General features: G+C 49.9%; 15 protein-coding genes. 14 read left to right on the top strand and 1 reads right to left on the bottom strand.

Features of this window, described 5'->3' with window-relative positions:
• The first annotated feature begins 857 nt into the window (after window positions 1–857).
• The 5 genes from metG to GI364_RS02465 all read left to right on the top strand — a co-directional run bounded on the left by metG (window position 858) and on the right by GI364_RS02465 (window position 7,285).
• A complete protein-coding gene (gene metG, locus GI364_RS02445; protein WP_198852144.1) occupies window positions 858–2,933 on the top strand; it encodes a methionine--tRNA ligase in 2,076 nt (691 codons plus the stop codon).
• Window positions 2,933–3,703, top strand: coding sequence for a TatD family hydrolase (locus GI364_RS02450; RefSeq protein ID WP_198852145.1), 771 nt, complete (start codon window positions 2,933–2,935; stop codon window positions 3,701–3,703). The genes metG and GI364_RS02450 overlap by 1 nt, the downstream gene beginning before the upstream one ends.
• Window positions 3,704–4,324, top strand: coding sequence for a ribonuclease M5 (locus GI364_RS02455; protein WP_198852146.1), 621 nt, complete (start codon window positions 3,704–3,706; stop codon window positions 4,322–4,324).
• Window positions 4,325–4,326: 2 nt separating this feature from the next.
• The gene (rsmA, locus tag GI364_RS02460; RefSeq protein ID WP_233095979.1) at window positions 4,327–5,196 is read left to right on the top strand and encodes a 16S rRNA (adenine(1518)-N(6)/adenine(1519)-N(6))-dimethyltransferase RsmA; all 870 of its coding nucleotides are present in this window, start codon (window positions 4,327–4,329) and stop codon (window positions 5,194–5,196) included.
• Between the two features lie 1,603 nt (window positions 5,197–6,799).
• Complete coding sequence (locus tag GI364_RS02465; protein WP_198852148.1) at window positions 6,800–7,285, top strand: ribonuclease H-like YkuK family protein; 486 nt, start codon at window positions 6,800–6,802, stop codon at window positions 7,283–7,285.
• 40 nt (window positions 7,286–7,325) lie between these two features.
• Here the strand turns inward: GI364_RS02465 and GI364_RS02470 are convergent, their stop codons facing one another.
• Entirely contained in the window at window positions 7,326–8,177 is an 852-nt protein-coding gene (locus tag GI364_RS02470) for a glycosyltransferase family protein (protein WP_198852149.1), read from the bottom strand.
• A 97-nt stretch (window positions 8,178–8,274) separates the two neighbouring features.
• On the opposite strand from GI364_RS02470, the gene yabG reads away from it, so the two are divergent.
• The 9 genes from yabG (at window position 8,275) to spoVG (ending at window position 16,514) form a co-directional block, all read left to right on the top strand.
• On the top strand, window positions 8,275–9,132 hold the full coding sequence (gene yabG / locus GI364_RS02475) for a sporulation peptidase YabG (RefSeq protein ID WP_233095980.1): 858 nt from the start codon (window positions 8,275–8,277) through the stop codon (window positions 9,130–9,132).
• Between the two features lie 189 nt (window positions 9,133–9,321).
• Window positions 9,322–9,597, top strand: coding sequence for a biofilm formation stimulator Veg (gene veg, locus GI364_RS02480; protein ID WP_198852151.1), 276 nt, complete (start codon window positions 9,322–9,324; stop codon window positions 9,595–9,597).
• A gap of 236 nt (window positions 9,598–9,833) precedes the next feature.
• Window positions 9,834–10,019, top strand: a complete 186-nt coding sequence (locus GI364_RS02485; RefSeq protein ID WP_198852152.1) for a small, acid-soluble spore protein, alpha/beta type — start codon at window positions 9,834–9,836, stop codon at window positions 10,017–10,019.
• A 269-nt stretch (window positions 10,020–10,288) separates the two neighbouring features.
• Window positions 10,289–11,122, top strand: a complete 834-nt coding sequence (locus GI364_RS02490) for a cyanophycinase (protein WP_198852153.1) — start codon at window positions 10,289–10,291, stop codon at window positions 11,120–11,122.
• 4 nt (window positions 11,123–11,126) lie between these two features.
• Complete coding sequence (gene cphA / locus GI364_RS02495; protein WP_198852154.1) at window positions 11,127–13,769, top strand: cyanophycin synthetase; 2,643 nt, start codon at window positions 11,127–11,129, stop codon at window positions 13,767–13,769.
• Window positions 13,770–13,853: 84 nt separating this feature from the next.
• Entirely contained in the window at window positions 13,854–14,702 is an 849-nt protein-coding gene (gene ispE, locus GI364_RS02500) for a 4-(cytidine 5'-diphospho)-2-C-methyl-D-erythritol kinase (RefSeq protein ID WP_198852155.1), read from the top strand.
• Window positions 14,703–14,747: 45 nt separating this feature from the next.
• The gene (gene purR, locus GI364_RS02505; protein ID WP_198852156.1) at window positions 14,748–15,557 is read left to right on the top strand and encodes a pur operon repressor; all 810 of its coding nucleotides are present in this window, start codon (window positions 14,748–14,750) and stop codon (window positions 15,555–15,557) included.
• A 159-nt stretch (window positions 15,558–15,716) separates the two neighbouring features.
• On the top strand, window positions 15,717–16,088 hold the full coding sequence (locus GI364_RS02510; RefSeq protein ID WP_198852157.1) for a RidA family protein: 372 nt from the start codon (window positions 15,717–15,719) through the stop codon (window positions 16,086–16,088).
• Between the two features lie 144 nt (window positions 16,089–16,232).
• Window positions 16,233–16,514 carry a septation regulator SpoVG gene (spoVG, locus tag GI364_RS02515; RefSeq protein WP_198852158.1) on the top strand — a complete coding sequence of 94 codons (282 nt, stop codon included), beginning with the start codon at window positions 16,233–16,235 and terminating at the stop codon, window positions 16,512–16,514.
• Window positions 16,515–16,527 lie beyond the last annotated feature (13 nt).

Genomic DNA, 16,527 nt, shown 5'->3' on the forward strand with positions numbered 1-16,527 from the left:
TACCGCACTCCTGTCTCTGTAAGTTTTTTACTCTTTTGTTATACGGATTTGAACTTCCGCATTTATTCAATATTCGCGAATGGATGATAAGGGAGTGACTATCATCAAATGCAAATTATTGAATTTCTTTTACTATACCCTATTTCTATATTTTTTCAAGGAGTTTGCATAGAATTCCATAGTTTTGACATTAATTAACACGACGAGTTTTGCGACATTCACAAACCCAGTGGATGGCGGACGCATTCACGAAGCCATTCAACAGCAAACACAGTTGTGAGTAGTAAAATTCATAATTTGACAATCGAAATCCTGCTTGATATAGTGTGAAACACAAAATTCACGTGAGCATCATGCAGACGGTCTGCAAAACACCTCAGAAATTTAGGACAGCACCGCGCAGACGGTTGGCAAACACCTAATAATATGGATGACAAAACTCAATTTTATATAAGTCGATGAAGGAAAGGTACCTGGGGGAACTGCACAGCGAACTGGGACGGTGAAAGCCAGTGAGGGAAACCAGGGAGTATGGTTCCGGAGATTTACTGGTCGAGTACGAATTATCTCTTGAATGCGTATAAGGCCGGTACGGGTGATTTCCGTTAGCAAATGACCGTTGGACCTGTGCGTCTGACGCTGAGGCATGCAACTTCTTTCGCTGGGCTCTATTTCTGAGAGTACTCTAGGGTAACCGCGACAGAGGTTGTCTGTGAAGTTGGGTGGTACCGCGAGCAACAACTCGCCCCAATTGAGGGGCGAGTTTTTTGTTTTGTTTAACGATTCGCTTGTACTATAGAGCAGGAGCAGGAGCAGGAGCAGGAACAGGAACAGGAACAAACTAGGGAGGTAGCACAATGACAGCCAAATCCACCTTTTACATCACCACGCCCATTTACTATCCCAACGATAAGCTTCATATTGGCCACGCTTACACAACCGTAGCGGCGGACGCGTTGGCTCGCTATAAACGGCAGCGGGGCTATGACGTCATGTTTCTAACCGGGACCGATGAGCACGGCCAGAAAATCCAGAAGCGTGCAGAAGAGGCCGGGCAACCTCCTCTGCAGTATCTGGACGAAATTATTGCCTGGATTCAGGATTTGTGGGAGAAACTCGACATTTCCTACAACGACTTTATTCGGACAACGGAGTCACGGCACACTGAGCAAGTTGCTGCAATCTTCGAGCGCTTGATTGAGCAGGACGATATTTATCTGGCGGACTACGAAGGATGGTACTGTACACCGTGTGAATCCTTTTGGTCTGAACGCGAATTGGCGGATGGAAAATGTCCGGACTGCGGCCGGGAGGTCCAGTGGTTAACGGAGCAGAGCTACTTCTTCCGTATGAGTAAATATGTCGACAGGCTGCTCGAGTTCTACGAGCAAAATCCACAGTTTATTCAACCTGAGTCGCGGAAAAACGAGATGATAAATAACTTTATTAAGCCAGGTCTACAGGACTTGTGTGTTTCAAGAACTTCATTTGACTGGGGAATACAGGTCACGCGAAATCCAAAACACGTGGTCTACGTTTGGTTGGACGCTCTGACAAATTACATTACAGCCATAGGATATGGGTCAGAGAATCAGGAACTGCAGCAGCAGTTCCAACGTTACTGGCCTGCGGATGTCCATTTTGTTGGCAAAGAAATTGTTCGGTTCCATACGATTTACTGGCCAATTATCTTGATGGCTTTGGGTTTGCCCTTGCCAAAGCAGGTATACGGCCATGGTTTTCTCTTAATGAAGGACGGGAAAATGAGTAAGTCCAAGGGTAATGTAATTGACCCGAAGGTGCTGGTCCAGCGATATGGCTCAGACGCCGTCCGCTACTTTCTATTGCGAGAGATTCCATTTGGGCAAGACGGAGTGTTTACGCCAGATGCATTTATGGAACGACTTAACTACGACTTGGCCAATGACTTCGGCAATTTAGTCCACAGAACCGCGGCTATGGTGCATAAGTTTGCCGGCGGGGTTTTGCCGAAAGCCGGTGTGCTGACGAAATTTGAAGAGGAACTCATGGAACTGGAACAGCAGACCATTTCCAATACTGAAAAGAGTATGGATGCGTTGCAGTTCTCACAAGCGTTGACGAGCGTTTGGCAATTGGTACGGCGCGTTAATAAGTATATTGACGAAACGCAGCCGTGGGCGCTCAACAAAGCAGGAGATACAGAAAGGCTCGGAACTGTGCTCCATGTGATGGTTGAGATGATACGGGTGTCGTCGATTCTTACGACACCGTTTATTCCACAGACAGCAGAGAAGATTGCAAAACAATTTCATTTCGCCGATACGGAACTGACTTGGGATACGCTTCATGAATTTGGCATCTTGGGTGCAGGAAGAGACATCGACAAAGCCAATCCGTTGTTTCCAAGACTAGATGTCGCAGAGGAGATTCAGCTCTTGGCACAAAATGCGGGTAATGGAAAGGAAGGAACAAAGATGGACGAAACAAAGATGGACGGAACAGGGATGGAGGGAGCACAGATAGACAGAACAAAGATAGACGGAGCACAGATAGACGGAGCAAAACAACAGAACAAGGATGGCTCCGATATAAAGAACGAAAAACAGGAGAGTGACGTACCAGGGAAAGCTCAAATTGGCATTGACGCATTTGATGCTGTTGAGCTAAAGGTTGGTCAGGTGAAGGTCTGTGACAAAGTCAAGGGTGCAGACAAGTTGCTGCGTCTCGAGGTCGACTTGGGAACGGAAGTGAGACAAATCGTCTCCGGTATTGCGAAACACTATACACCTGAAGAATTGGTCGGCGAGAAAGTCATTGTGGTGACAAACTTGAAGCCAGTTAAACTTCGCGGTGTGGAGTCCAACGGAATGATCTTGGCTGCATCCCAAGGTGATTCCTTGAAGCTTGCCACAGTGCCGGACACCATGCCAAACGGGGCGGTGGTCAAGTAATGTTGTTCGACAGCCATTGCCACCTGTTTGACGAGCAATTTCAAGAAGACTTGGATGCCGTGATGAAGCGAGCAGCGGATGCAGGTGTCACTCGCTTTGTAGTCCCCGCAGTAGACGCAAAATCAGCATCTATGGCAATCAGGCTAGCCGAACGATTTGACGGAGTCTACGCTGCTGCGGGATTGCACCCGGAGTCGTTGGAAGACATAAAGGAAGAGGAGTTTCAACGTATTGAAGAGTTGACCCAGGAAGAAAAAGTCGTGGCTGTGGGAGAAATTGGGTTGGACTATCATTGGGATGTAGCACCAAGGGACGTTCAAATGGATGTGTTTCGACGGCAGCTGCGGTTGGCAAAGAAAGTGAACCTTCCTGTCATCATCCACAATCGAGAGGCTACGGATGACACGGTCCGGATTTTGGAAGAGGAAGCTTCTGACGGACGTCTGCGAGGGGTCATGCATTGTTTTACAGGTAGTATAGAAACGGCACGACGGTGTATGAACTTTGGCTTCTATATTTCCTTTGGAGGCCCGGTGACCTTCAAGAATGCGAAAAATGTGCAAGCTACAGCAGCACAAGTCCCTTTGGACAGGCTTCTGGTGGAGACGGACTCTCCATATTTGTCCCCACATCCGCACAGGGGAAAGCGCAATGAGCCCGCGCAGGTACGGTTAGTTGCCGAGAAGCTTGCCGAACTGCATGGAGTCTCTCTGGAAGACTTGAGCAATACCACTGCAGCCAATGCGGCACAGTTGTTTGGCGTGAAGTAAATGACACAGTCGAAGCCCGTGAAGATGCAGGAAGTGGTTGTAGTGGAAGGGATTCACGACGCGCAGGCCGTGCGGCGTGCGGTAGAGGCAGATGTTTGGGTTATTGGCGGCGATCGCGTTGCCAATCGCTTCCTCAACGAACTGAAGCGAGCTGCCGCCGTGCGAGGTGTGATTGTTCTCACCGATCCCGACGGGCCAGGCGAACGCATTAGAGAACGCATTCGCCGCGCGGTCCCCACTGCGAGACATGCGTTTATCCCCAAGCACCAAGCTTCGGGACGTCGTGAGGGGAAAAATAAAATTGGCGTGGAGCACGCTCGTCTCGATGTTATTCGGGAGGTCCTTGAAAACGCACGAGGTGCTGAGGAATCGGTTTCTGAAAAATTGATTTCTGAGGCATCGGTTTCTGTACGCCCCCTTTTTACGGTACAAGACTTAACGGAGGCTGGATTGATTGGGGGAAGTTCTGCCGCCTCAAGGCGTGAACATGTCGGTGATATCCTCGGGATTGGCAGTGGAAACGGGAAAAGTTTTCTGAGGAAGCTAAATGCGCTTCGGGTCACCCGTGAGGAATGGGATCGGGCTTTGAATCATCTGAAACAGACGGAGGAGTCTTCTTAATCGTGACACAACGCAAGGATAAGTCTCCAACCAAGTCTCTGAAGGAACTTCTGACAACTCACGGATTTCAGTTAAAGAAATCACTGGGGCAAAACTTTCTTATCGATACAAACGTGTTGAACCGTATTCTCGATGCTGCGGAAATCACTCAAAACGATGGAGTTCTGGAGGTTGGACCCGGTGCAGGTGTTGTCACCCGGGAATTGGCAGAAACAGCTAAACAGGTCGTCGCTGTGGAAAAAGACACAGCGCTCGAGCCTGTACTGAAGGATTCCCTGTCGCAGTTTGACAATGTGCAAGTGATTTTTTCCGACATACTCGATGTAGACATGAATGAGTTGTGGAAACACTTCCAGACTTGCCAACGGGTTGTCGTTGTCGCCAATCTCCCCTACTATGTCACGACTCCAATCCTGTTTCAAATCTTGGAATCTGAGGTACCCGTGGACACCATTGTGGTTATGGTTCAAAAGGAGGTCGCGAATCGGCTCACTGCGTCTCCAGGCACGAAAGACTATGGGGCACTGACTGTCGCTGTCCAGTTGCGAGCGAAAGTCGACACAGTCATGCAGGTCCACCCCGGTTCATTTCTCCCGCCTCCCGGAGTAGACTCCACGGTTGTGCGACTACGGTGCTATCCGTCACTGCCTGTACGATTGCAAAGTGTAAAAACGTTTCGCAAAGTCGTACGAGCAGCTTTTGCGACTAGGAGAAAGACACTGTACAACGCATTAAGCAACGGACTTGTTTTGCCAAAGGCACAGGTTGCTTTGGCGCTCGATGAAGCCAACATTGACAAGAGCCGCAGAGGGGAGACGCTTACCTTGGACGAGTTTGTACACTTGTCTAATTTCTTCCACGAAATGCTGTGACTCTAACCCAATTGCTGCACCCGGCTTACCTGAGATATCCGGCTAAGTGAGCTTCCTGGGGGCTGCCGGGGGCTGTGCCGGGGCCTCGCTGCCTGAGGTGGCTGGTGAGGCTGGTGAGGCTGGTGAGGCTGGTGAGGCTGGTGAGGCTGGTGAGGCTGGTGAGGCTGGTGAGGCTGGTGAGGCTGGTGAGGCTGGTTAGTGCCTCGAAAGATCCCTATTGTCGGAGGGGCGATGCCATTGTGATCCCAAGGATCCCTAATGCCACCTTGCCCGAAGCCTTAGTGTCATAAAAGGGCACTAATGTCGGGAGAGGCAGAGTGGAGCGCTGCTGTTAAGGAGCAAAGGGATCACTATTTCGGAGGGCCTGCTGGTGATAGTGATCGAATCGTTCACTATCATGTGGCGGATATCGAGATAAGGATCAACGGGATCACTAAGCAACGGCGCAGACACCCCCCCACCCCCGTGTCCGTCGCAGCAGCTGCCAAATTCATTCCATGATTAGGGTGCAACTTCAATTTCAGTTGATTAATGGCAGTTTACCGCTCGTTTTTTTCGTTCGAACGCATTGCCTGCGGTGCCTGGGCGGGCAATTAGTGCCTCGAAAGATCCCTATTGTCGGAGAGGCCATGCCATTGTGATCCCAAGGATCCTTAATGCCACCTTGCCCGAAGCCTTAGTGTCATAAAAGGGCACTAAGGTCGGGAGAGGTAGAGTGGAGCGTGGGTGTTAAGGAGCAAAGGGATCACTATTTCGGAGGGCCTGCTGGTGATAGTGATCGAATCGATCACTATCATGTGGCGGGTCTCGAGATAAGGATCAACGGGATCACTAAGCAATGGCGCACCCCCCCACACCCCCGTGTCCGTCGCAGCGGCTGCCAAATTCACTCCATCATTAGGGTGCAACTTCAATTTCAGTTGATTAATGGCAGTTTACCGCTCGTTTCTTTCGTTCGAACGCATTGCCTGCGGTGGCTGGGCGGGCAATTAGTGCCTCGAAAGATCCCTATTGTCGGAGGGACGATGCCATTGTGATCCCAATGATCCTTAATGCCACCTTGCTCGTAGCATTAGTGTCATAAAAGGGCACTATTCTGGGGAGAGGTAGAGTGGAGCGCGGGTGATAAGGAGCAAAGGGATCACTATTTCGGAGGGCCTGTTGGTGATAGTGATCGAATCGATCACTATCCTGTGGCGGATATCGAGATAAGGATCAACGGGATCACTAAGCAACGGCGCAGACACCCGCATCGACTGTGTCCGTCGCAGCGGCTGCCAAATTCACTCCATCATTAGGGTGTAACTTCAATTTCAGTTGATTCATGGCAGTTTACCACTAATTCTTTCGTTCGATCCCGTTGATCGACCGGGCCTCGCTGCCACTCGAAACCCTCATCATGAGGCTGGTCCGCGGATCGCTATTTTGGTATTTGCAGCTGCCATGATGAAGGTGCCGTCCCTTTGCTCTTGAAACAGCCCCTTTCTTTCACAGAAGACGAATCTGGCATATACTGTTGTAGCAACGTAGAATATTCACAACAGTCACAACGGCATCTGGGTCAGAGACATTCGGACATGCTTTCCTAAACGGAGGGACACCAATGATGTGGTCTTTTTTGAGCCCAACCAAAGGCGCTATGAGTTTGACAGAAGTTGTCGAGGATATTCTTTTGGACATTCGCAACAAACCTAGTGACGATTTTCGCTTGATGATTGGTACTGATTCACAGCCCAAGGAAAGCGGACGCAGCGTCACCTTTGTATCGGCCATTATTTCGCATCGTGTTGGAAAGGGAGCCAGGTACTACATTCACAAGGACCGGGAGAACCATCTCTTTTCTTTGCGGCAACGGATGTTTACGGAAGCAGCTTACTCGTTGCAACTAGGCGGAATGTTGTCCGAGGAGTTTCAGGAGCGGGGTGAAACAAGACCCATTCAAGTTCACTTGGATATTGGCGAACGCGGTGCAACAAAGCAGATGATTCGGGAAATTGTATCCTGGATAACTGCCAGCGGGTACGAGGCTATGATAAAGCCTGATTCGTTTTGCGCCTCGAAGGTGGCAGACCGTTATACCAAAAGTTAGCAGCTCAAGCAAGCAGCTCAAGCAAGCAGCCTATAGAGGGTTATAGTGGAAGCTGGAAGCTCTCCATGTACTCCCTAAGCAAGTCCACTCTGCGATCCTGATGGTAACCAATGTGTTCCTTGCCTCTCCATCGCCGCCCAGTTGGCTGCCCGGTGAGAACGGCAAGGCCTTCCACCGCATCGCCTACTAACGTATCCAGCATCTTTCTCTGATGAGAAGCGCTTTTTGTCGGGTTTCCGGAAAACTGCGGGCTCCAAGCTCTGGATACTTCCAAGCGCAGTGGTGGTTTTTGCTGTAGACACCTTGCGGCAAACAACCCTGGATGGTACAGCCAATAAGGGGCTATGAAGGTGAATACCCGTTTGTTAACGGCGACAGGTGATTCGGACACAGACATCCCCTGAAGTTCCTTTTGTTCAGAGAGAGCTTGTTCCCAAAGCCAGACGTCTTCTCGTCTGTTAAAACGCGAATGCTCGAACGTTTCTTTGCGGCCGATAAACAAGACGTCGGCCTGTTTATGTTTTGCTTCACTTAAAAACGAATCCAGATCAGGTCCGAAACCTCCCTTCCAATCAGAATCTACATAGGTGAACCACCCGGCGGAGAATGCGGGATGCCGCAGTGCAGCGTAAGTTCCTACAGCCTTTCCAACATCAGGGCCCAATGGCTCAGAAAACGCAACCACTCTGCCGATTCCAGGGAAGCGCTTAAAAAAAGAAGACGCCAATAATGTCGTTTTGTCACGACACCCGTTGGCAACGACAATGCAACATCCGACGTGTGACCGGACTATTTGGGACAAGACATGTAAGATGGTACCTTCAGCGTTTCTGGCTTGAATAATGACGCACGTATCGCTATGGCTCACGACATGGCTGGCGGCATGGCTCACGACAGAACTCCCTTTTTTGATTAGACGTTCGTCACACAGTTCAGCACCAATCCATATGCTAAAAAAGGGTCTTGGCACGTGGAAGGGGGACTGCCTCGTGGAAATTGGAGACTTTGTTGCAAGAAAATCTTATGATAAAGATGTTTGTTTCATTATTGTTGAGGTGGATAAGGAGTCTGAAACGGCTATTCTGAAAGGATTTGACGTTCGTCTGGTGGCAGATGCTCCCTTATCCGATTTGCATAAGTTGACCGATGAGGAACGAAAGCAGTTTGAAGCAGCGTCTCACCGAGTTGAGGATGAGTGTTTGCGATTGATTAAATCCAGACGCGAGTTGGAGCATGAAAAGCGCTCCCTTCGCAAGGAGGCACGCTTTGAATCAAGCCCAGATTTTTTTGAGAGGCCCGGACGGGTTCTGCATCTCGACGGCGACGGAACATATCTGAACAAATGTCTGACAATGTATCGCGAACTCGGTATCCGGGCAATTGGAAAACACGTGCCGGAAGCGCAGATGCCAAAGACTGTGACCGCGCTGTTGGAAGAACACGAACCAGACATCGTGATTATCACTGGCCATGACGGTGTGATTCGGAAGGGGAAAAACTGGTCAGATATATATAATTACCGCAATTCTGGGCACTTTGTACAGACGGTCAGACAGGCCAGAAAATACGCTCGCAATTTTGACGATCTCGTTATCATAGCGGGCGCCTGCCAGTCTCATTTCGAGGCCTTGTTGGACGCCGGAGCAAATTTCGCCAGCTCGCCGCAGCGAATCATGATTCACGCTCTCGATCCCGTCTTTATTGCCGAAAAGATTGCATACACACCAATTAATGAGACTGTCAATGTTTACGATGTGGTTCATTCAACTTACACCGGAACAGACGGGCTGGGAGGACTTGAATCTCGAGGAAAGTACAGGTTGGGATTGCCAAAGTCAATCTACTGAGAACCGATAAGGACGGTTGAGAGAAGCAGTCCATAGTGCAACAGGACCACATTTAACCTACTACGATTCAATTAAATATATTTATTAAAACCATTGACAAAGCAAAAAGACCGTTGTTATAATGATATACCCACATTGACACATGCCCTATGCCATGGTACAATGTACTACGGAAAGAGGTGGTGTGTGTTGGCGAGAAATGCGCTCCACGACATCAAGAACAGTCTGGATGAGTTGATTGGAGAACGGGTTTTGCTAAGAGCGAACGGTGGAAGGCGAAAGACCATAGAGCGCTCGGGAGTGCTTGAGGAAACCTATCCATCTGTATTTGTGGTGAAGCTAGATCCACCGGATGGCTCGTTTAAACGAGTATCCTATAGTTATGCCGATTTGTTGACGGAGACTGTTGAACTGATGGTTTATAAAGATGGTGACAACGTCCGTCTGAGCTATAGTCCGGCATAGTATCAACTCATTTGTTTGCCTTGTTTAGGCAGATAAATGATGAATCTGTGCAATCGTACATTTTCTTCAAAACAAAAGAGACGAATTTCGTCTCTTTTGTTTTATTTGTAATGTAATGTATTGTATTGTTTGCCTTATTTGCTTTGTGTCGCTGAATTTGTGTCCAACACTTTCCCCTGATAATTTGCTGTGGCTTTATCATACTATAAAGGCCGCCGGGAAAGGTGTTGACCGAAATGGGACGACGCAGAGGTACCATGTCAGATGGACTAAAAATGGAGTTGGCAAAAGAACTCGGTTTTTATGACAAGGTTCAAACTGACGGCTGGGGTGGTATTACCACGCGAGATGCCGGAAACATGGTAAAACGGGCAATCGAAATTGCCGAGCAATCTTTGGCAGAACAGTCCCAAAAGAAATAAACGTCAGTTAGGTACAACAAAATCCAAATGGCGGCAGGAGACTGTCCCGGAGTCCGATATTCATGGGCTTGGGCAGTCTCCTTTTTGATTTCGTTTTGGACAACGAAATGGCCCTGCGTACGAAGGGTTTTTCAGTCCGTAGAAATTCGCTGGAATACCTGAATTTGAGTTGGGGTAGTCTACAGCGTGTCGATTTGTTTGAATCAAGACCTTCACATGCAAAACTGTTTTGAAGTTGTGGGTGAAACTTGCTCGTTAGGAGGGACTTCATGGGCGAGCAGCAGCCAGGACCGCTCGTTGTTATCGGCGGAGCAGAAGATAAGGAGCACGACTGTCGGATTCTCCGCCATTTTCTACAACGGGGCGGCGGAAAACGTGCACAGGTTTTGGTCATGACAGTTGCAACTCAGTTGCCCGTGGACGTCGGGATGCAATACATTGAAGTCTTTCAGAAACTTGGTGCAGCCGACGTACGCACCTTTGATGTCTCTACCAGGGAGGCCGCCAATAAAGACAGCGCAGTTCAACATATTCGTGACGCGACCTGTATTTTCTTTACTGGCGGAGAACAACTGAGAATTACAAAGTTGCTTGGCGGAACCCGCGTTGATGCGGCGCTGCACGACGCGTTGGCGCGCGGGGTAGTGCTTGGCGGAACCAGTGCTGGGGCTTCAATGATGTCAAGTACCATGATTGTCAGCGGAGACGCTGAGACCAGCCCAAAAATCAGCGTTGTCGACATGGCGCCCGGGATGGAATTTATGGCGGGTGTTGTCATCGATCAGCATTTCGCGCAACGCGGAAGGTTGGGACGGCTGATGTCAGCCGTTGCTCAGTACCCGCACCATCTCGGCCTTGGACTGGATGAGGACACTGCTATTGTCGTTGAGAACGGCGTTTTTCGGGTGATTGGGAAAGGGGCCGTCAGTGTGGTAGACGCCGGCGGAATGTCTTTCTCCAATTTGGATGAAGTCGGAAGTGACGAATCTTTGTCTTTGTGTGACATAAAACTACACATTCTGACTGAAGGCTACGGTTTCCACTTGTTAAATCGGCAGCCCATTACAGACTGGGCTGAATGGGAACGCAGCAAGGAGAGCTGAATCGATGAAAATTACGTCAGTACGTCACATCGAAGGTCCTAACGTCTATATTTATAGACCAGTGCTAGTGGCCATGGTGGACTTGGAAGAACTGACTGAAAAAGAAAGCCATCAAATACCAGGCTTTGTTGACACTCTTCTATCGTACTATCCCGGCCTTGAGGAACACCACTGTGCAAAAGGCCGACCTGGCGGCTTTGTGGAACGACTTCGAGGCGGTACCTATTTTGGACACATCGTGGAGCATTTGGCAATTGAAATGGCTTCGAACCTAGGCTTGGACGTGCACTACGGTAAAACGCTGTATGCCGGGACGAGAGGTCACTATGAAATTGTTATTGAATGTGAGTCATTTCAGTGCCAGAAGGAACTTCTTTCTGAAGCAATTCAAGTGGTGCAACGTCTTGTACAGAACCAGTCAATCACTGTTGAAGAATCCCTTGACAAAGCCGCACAGTTGTTGACGAAAGCCCAACTTGGCCCTAGTACAGCTGCAATTGTAGAAGCAGCAAAGCGCAGAGATATTCCGGTTCGACGGTTGAATGAGGGAAGCCTCGTGCAATTGGGGTATGGGGCAAACAGACGATTGGTACAGGCTACGATGAACGAATACACATCCGTTGTGTCTGTTGATATTGCAGGGGACAAGCAGATGACAAAGCAACTGTTGTATGAAGCTGGTCTGCCTGTGCCTGAGGGAGGCGTCGCGGCTGATGAAAATGAAGCTGTTGCGTGGTTTCTCAAGGTAGGACAGCCAGTGGTCCTAAAGCCCCTTAACGGCAACCAGGGTAAAGGTGTCAGCATGAACCTGGCAACGGAAGAAGAAGTCAGACAGGCCTACAGACTGGCATCAGGAGTCAGCCCAGAAGTGGTTGTAGAGAGATATGTAGCCGGGAACAACATTCGACTCCTGGTTGTGAACGGAAAGCTGGCAGCTGCAAGTCAACGGATTCCTGCTCGTGTTCACGGTGACGGTGTTCACACCATTCAAGAGCTAGTCGACATTGAGAACCAAAACCCTTTAAGAGGTGATGACCACGAGTTGCCGTTGACCAGGATTCGGCTGGACGCAACAGCGTCGCGGGTGTTGGCACAGCAAGGCGTAGGTGTTACAAGTATCCCTGCGTCACAGCAGACTGTGTATTTGCGGGACAGCGCCAATCTTTCTACCGGCGGAGAAGCGATTGACATTACCTCTGTGTTACATCCGCGTTACAGGATGATTGCCGAACGGGCAGCACGCATCATCGGTCTCAATGTCTGCGGTATTGATATGATTGTTCGCGATGCCGGACGGGACGATGAAAACGCGGTTGTCATTGAGGCCAACGCCGCCCCTGGAATTCGAATGCATCAGCACCCGTCCTATGGTTTGTCACGCAATGTGGGCGAGGCAATTGTCGATGGACTGTATCCGGACGGCAGCAATGGACGTATTCCCATTGTTTCCATAACGGGGACCAACGGAAAGACAACGACGACACGTCTCATTGCGCATAGCCTGGCAGAAAGCGGCTATGTTGTGGGGATGACCACGACGTCCGGTGTCTATGTAAATAACGAGAAGATTATGGATGGCGATACAACGGGGCCTCAGAGCGCCAAAATGGTGCTTGCAGACCCAGCTGTCGAAGCAGCTGTTTTGGAAACGGCCCGGGGCGGTATCCTCAGAGGCGGATTGGCTTACGATAAGGCGAACGTAGCAGTGCTGACAAATATTACGCCCGATCACGTTGGTCAAGACTTCGTCGAGACCCTGGATGACCTCGTACACATCAAGTCTCTTGTTGCGGAATGCGTGGCTGACGACGGAAGTGTGGTTTTGAACGCAGATAACGCTCCCCTCGTGAAACTGGGACGGCGCCTGCGTTCTAAAATTTGCTACTTTGCCCTGTACGAAGGCAACCCAGTTCTACAGCAACATCTTTCCGAGGGCGGAGTTGGGCACTGGCTGTCGGACGGATGGATTATGGAGGGGAGGGGAAACCTCCGATGGAAGGTGACTGAGATCGACGAAATCCCTCTTACCATGCAGGGGACAGCTCGCTTTCAAGTTGAAAACTGCCTGGCGGCTGCGTCCGCCTTACGTAGTCTGGGGCTGACGAGACGCGAGATTCGGAACGCATTTGCAAGCTTTCTGCCGGCAACGGCCAACCCGGGCAGGTGCAGCATTTACCGAATGCCTAACGGATGTCACGTGGTCTTAGATTATGGTCACAATCCGGACGGTTATCGAAGAGTCGGAGAATGGTTGCGTCAAGCTTCGCCGGGCCGCTTATTTGGAGTCGTGGGCGTGCCGGGAGACAGGGCTGACAAACTGGTACGTGAGACTGCGCGGGAGGCTGCTCAAGTCTTTGACTACTTTGTTGTCAAGGAAGATGCTGACAAGAGAGGACGCAGTGAAGGTGAAATAGCCAGGATGATGAGTGCTGAGATTCGGAAGACAGCCCCTGATAAACCCCTGCAGATGGTTTTGAAGGAAAGTGATGCACTGTGGACGGCAATTTCAGTCATGGAGCCAGGTGATACAGCAGTGGTGTTCTATGAGCAACTGGCACCTTTACAATCCCTGATTGAAAAACTCAACGGACAGCCGTCGGAAACCTTAAGACAAACACAGACACAGTCAGCGGTAGTGATGCGCTGAGTGCAAAAGGCGGCGAAGAGGGATCTACAGGGTTGACGTCGCATCCATCTCGACGCATGCTAGAATAGGTTGAGGTGGATAACGATGTTAGCAGAAAGAGCCTATGCCAAGGTAAATCTAACCTTGGACGTGAATTTTAAACGGCCTGACGGCTATCATGACATTGATATGGTCATGCAGACAATTGATTTGTCGGATTTAATCTGGCTCGAGGAAATCTCCGGCGGTGGTATCAAAATCGAATCGAATGTGAGTTATTTGCCGTTGGACAAGCGGAATTTGGCGTACGCTGCGACTGAAGTATTTCGTCAGGAAACAGGTATCACAACGGGAGTACGCATTCGAATTGACAAACAGATTCCTGTCGCCGCCGGGTTGGGCGGCGGCAGTGCAGACGCTGCAGCTGTGCTGAGAGGACTGAATAAATTGTGGAAGACCGGGTTATCGACAGACAACCTGGCAGAAATGGGTGCATCTGTTGGTTCGGATGTGCCTTTCCTTGTGTATGAAGGTTGTGGTGTAGCCACCGGGCGAGGGGAGCAAGTTCGGCTTGTTCGCCATCCGACAAAGGCGTGGATCGTCCTTGTGCGTCCAACGGTGTTTGTTTCTACTGCTGCAATTTACGGTGCATGTGAGTCTTTTCAAACCAGATTAGAACCGTCGAGTAAGGCCATGGTGGAAGCGCTGAAACAGGGTGACTTAGATAGAACCGCAGGATTGATTTCCAACGATTTGACGCCTGTTGCGGAAAGACTTTACCCGGAAATTGCAGAAATGAGGGAACGGTTGGAAGGTGTAACGAGATCGACCGTTTACATGTCCGGCAGCGGTCCAACGCTGTTTTGTCTCGCGCCCAACGAGACGGTTGCTCACCGCTATTACAATGCTATTAATGGATTTGCAAAGGAAGTCTACTTGTCTCGTTTTATCTAGTTAGTTGAGTGATGATGACATGTCGCGTTGTGGGGGGAGAAGCGCTTGCGTCGGTCTGAACGGATTATTAGAGTCGTAAGAGCTTTACAGGAAAGGCCCAACCAGCAGATTTCACTGTCCGAACTGGCTGAGGAATACGGTGTCGCCAAGTCATCGTTAAGTGAAGATGTGGCTTTGATTCGCGACGTACTTGAAGCTGACGGTGCGGGAACCGTGGTGTCGTTAACTGGAGCAGGCGGCGGTGTGCTGCTAAGACCGCGGGTTCCCGAACGGGACCGTCAACTGTTCTTTGCTGATATGTGCCAACGCCTAAGCGACTCTTCTCGCTTGTTACCGGGAGGATTTCTGTACATGTCCGACATTTTAGGTGATGCGAGCGTACTGGACATGGCTGGACGCTTGTTTGCCGAGCGGTTTCAAGACTCCAACGCCAACGTAGTTGTGACGGTAGAGACAAAAGGAATCCCGCTGGCTTGTGCAACAGCCCATTATTTGAATGTACCTGTCGTCATTGTTCGTCGAGACCATAAGGTTACGGACGGTGCAGCCTTAACCGCACACTATGTGTCTGGTTCGGAGCGCCGTATCCAGACCATGTCGATTTCCAAGCGAGCACTCCCGCCCGAAGCCCGGGTTTTGATTGTGGACGATTTTATGAAAGCCGGAGCTACTGCAAAAGGGGTCAGCAGCTTGGTCAAAGAGTTTGCATCAAGTGTAGTGGGTACTGCGGTGTTTGTTACGACTTCAGAACCAACCGGAAAATTAGTTCCAAGTCCGGTTGCACTCTTTACCGTGGGGCAGTTGGAAGAAGAGAACGAGATTCAAGTGTGGGCCCAAACGGATTGGCGAGTCTAGTACACCCGCCATATCTGCTATGTGCAGTAATCTGTTACACTGAGCAACAGGGTGCGAAGATGCACTGGATGCCCGTCACGTACATGTGTTGACGCGCTCTGTGAAGACTTGCGCAGGGGCTGCTGAGCAGCGTTGATTCAAGATTGGAGGAGAAGAGTAGTGCAAACGGTTAAGACAGATTTAGCGCCACAAGCAATCGGTCCATATTCGCAGGCAGTTGTCACAGGAAATACGATTTACGCGTCGGGTCAAATTGGATTGCGGCCAGACGGCTCGTTGGTCACGGGCTCAATTGAGGATGAGGTTTTGCAGGTGCTGGAAAATGTAGACGCCATTCTAACGGCCGCAGGAGTCAGCCGCGCAAGCGTTGTAAAGACGACCATCTTTATGACAGACCTAGCGAATTTTGAGAAGGTCAACCAAGTGTACGGCAATTTTTTTGGCGACCATCGTCCAGCTCGGTCTACCGTCCAAGTTGCCGCTTTGCCCAAAGGTGCTCAGGTGGAAATTGAAGTGATGGCAGTATCTTGAGACGTGATAGCCCCTACAAAAGAGTAAACGCCTAAAATTTTCGATAATTTTAAAATCGAAAGTTAAATCTGGCAGGAAATTGACGGTTTTTGTTGAATACCACTCTTAACTGACTTCAGGGACAGGACAAGGGTGGTGACAAACATGCAAATCACGGACGTACGGCTTCGCAAAGTTAACAGTGAGGGACGTATGAAGGCAATTGCTTCCGTCACTTTTGACGCCGAGTTTGTAGTGCACGACATCCGGGTAATTGACGGAAATAACGGAATGTTCGTTGCAATGCCAAGCAAAAAGACTCCCGACGGGGAGTTTCGGGATATCGCGCATCCGATTTCATCTGCTACACGCCAGAAGATTCAAGAAGCTGTTTTGACTGAATATGAGCGCGCGGATGACGATGCACAGGAGCAGCCCAGCGCGTAGGGTTGTTTCGCAG

It is taken from the genome of Alicyclobacillus sp. SO9, from assembly GCF_016406125.1.
GTDB lineage: Bacteria > Bacillota > Bacilli > Alicyclobacillales > Alicyclobacillaceae > SO9.

Coding starts and splice junctions, on each gene's coding strand:
- GI364_RS02455 (WP_198852146.1), top strand. CDS start 3,704: ATGACACAGTCGAAGCCCGTGAAGATGCAGGAAGTGGTTGTAGTGGAA.
- spoVG (WP_198852158.1), top strand. CDS start 16,233: ATGCAAATCACGGACGTACGGCTTCGCAAAGTTAACAGTGAGGGACGT.
- cphA (WP_198852154.1), top strand. CDS start 11,127: ATGAAAATTACGTCAGTACGTCACATCGAAGGTCCTAACGTCTATATT.
- ispE (WP_198852155.1), top strand. CDS start 13,854: ATGTTAGCAGAAAGAGCCTATGCCAAGGTAAATCTAACCTTGGACGTG.
- GI364_RS02490 (WP_198852153.1), top strand. CDS start 10,289: ATGGGCGAGCAGCAGCCAGGACCGCTCGTTGTTATCGGCGGAGCAGAA.
- GI364_RS02485 (WP_198852152.1), top strand. CDS start 9,834: ATGGGACGACGCAGAGGTACCATGTCAGATGGACTAAAAATGGAGTTG.
- metG (WP_198852144.1), top strand. CDS start 858: ATGACAGCCAAATCCACCTTTTACATCACCACGCCCATTTACTATCCC.
- GI364_RS02450 (WP_198852145.1), top strand. CDS start 2,933: ATGTTGTTCGACAGCCATTGCCACCTGTTTGACGAGCAATTTCAAGAA.
- GI364_RS02465 (WP_198852148.1), top strand. CDS start 6,800: ATGATGTGGTCTTTTTTGAGCCCAACCAAAGGCGCTATGAGTTTGACA.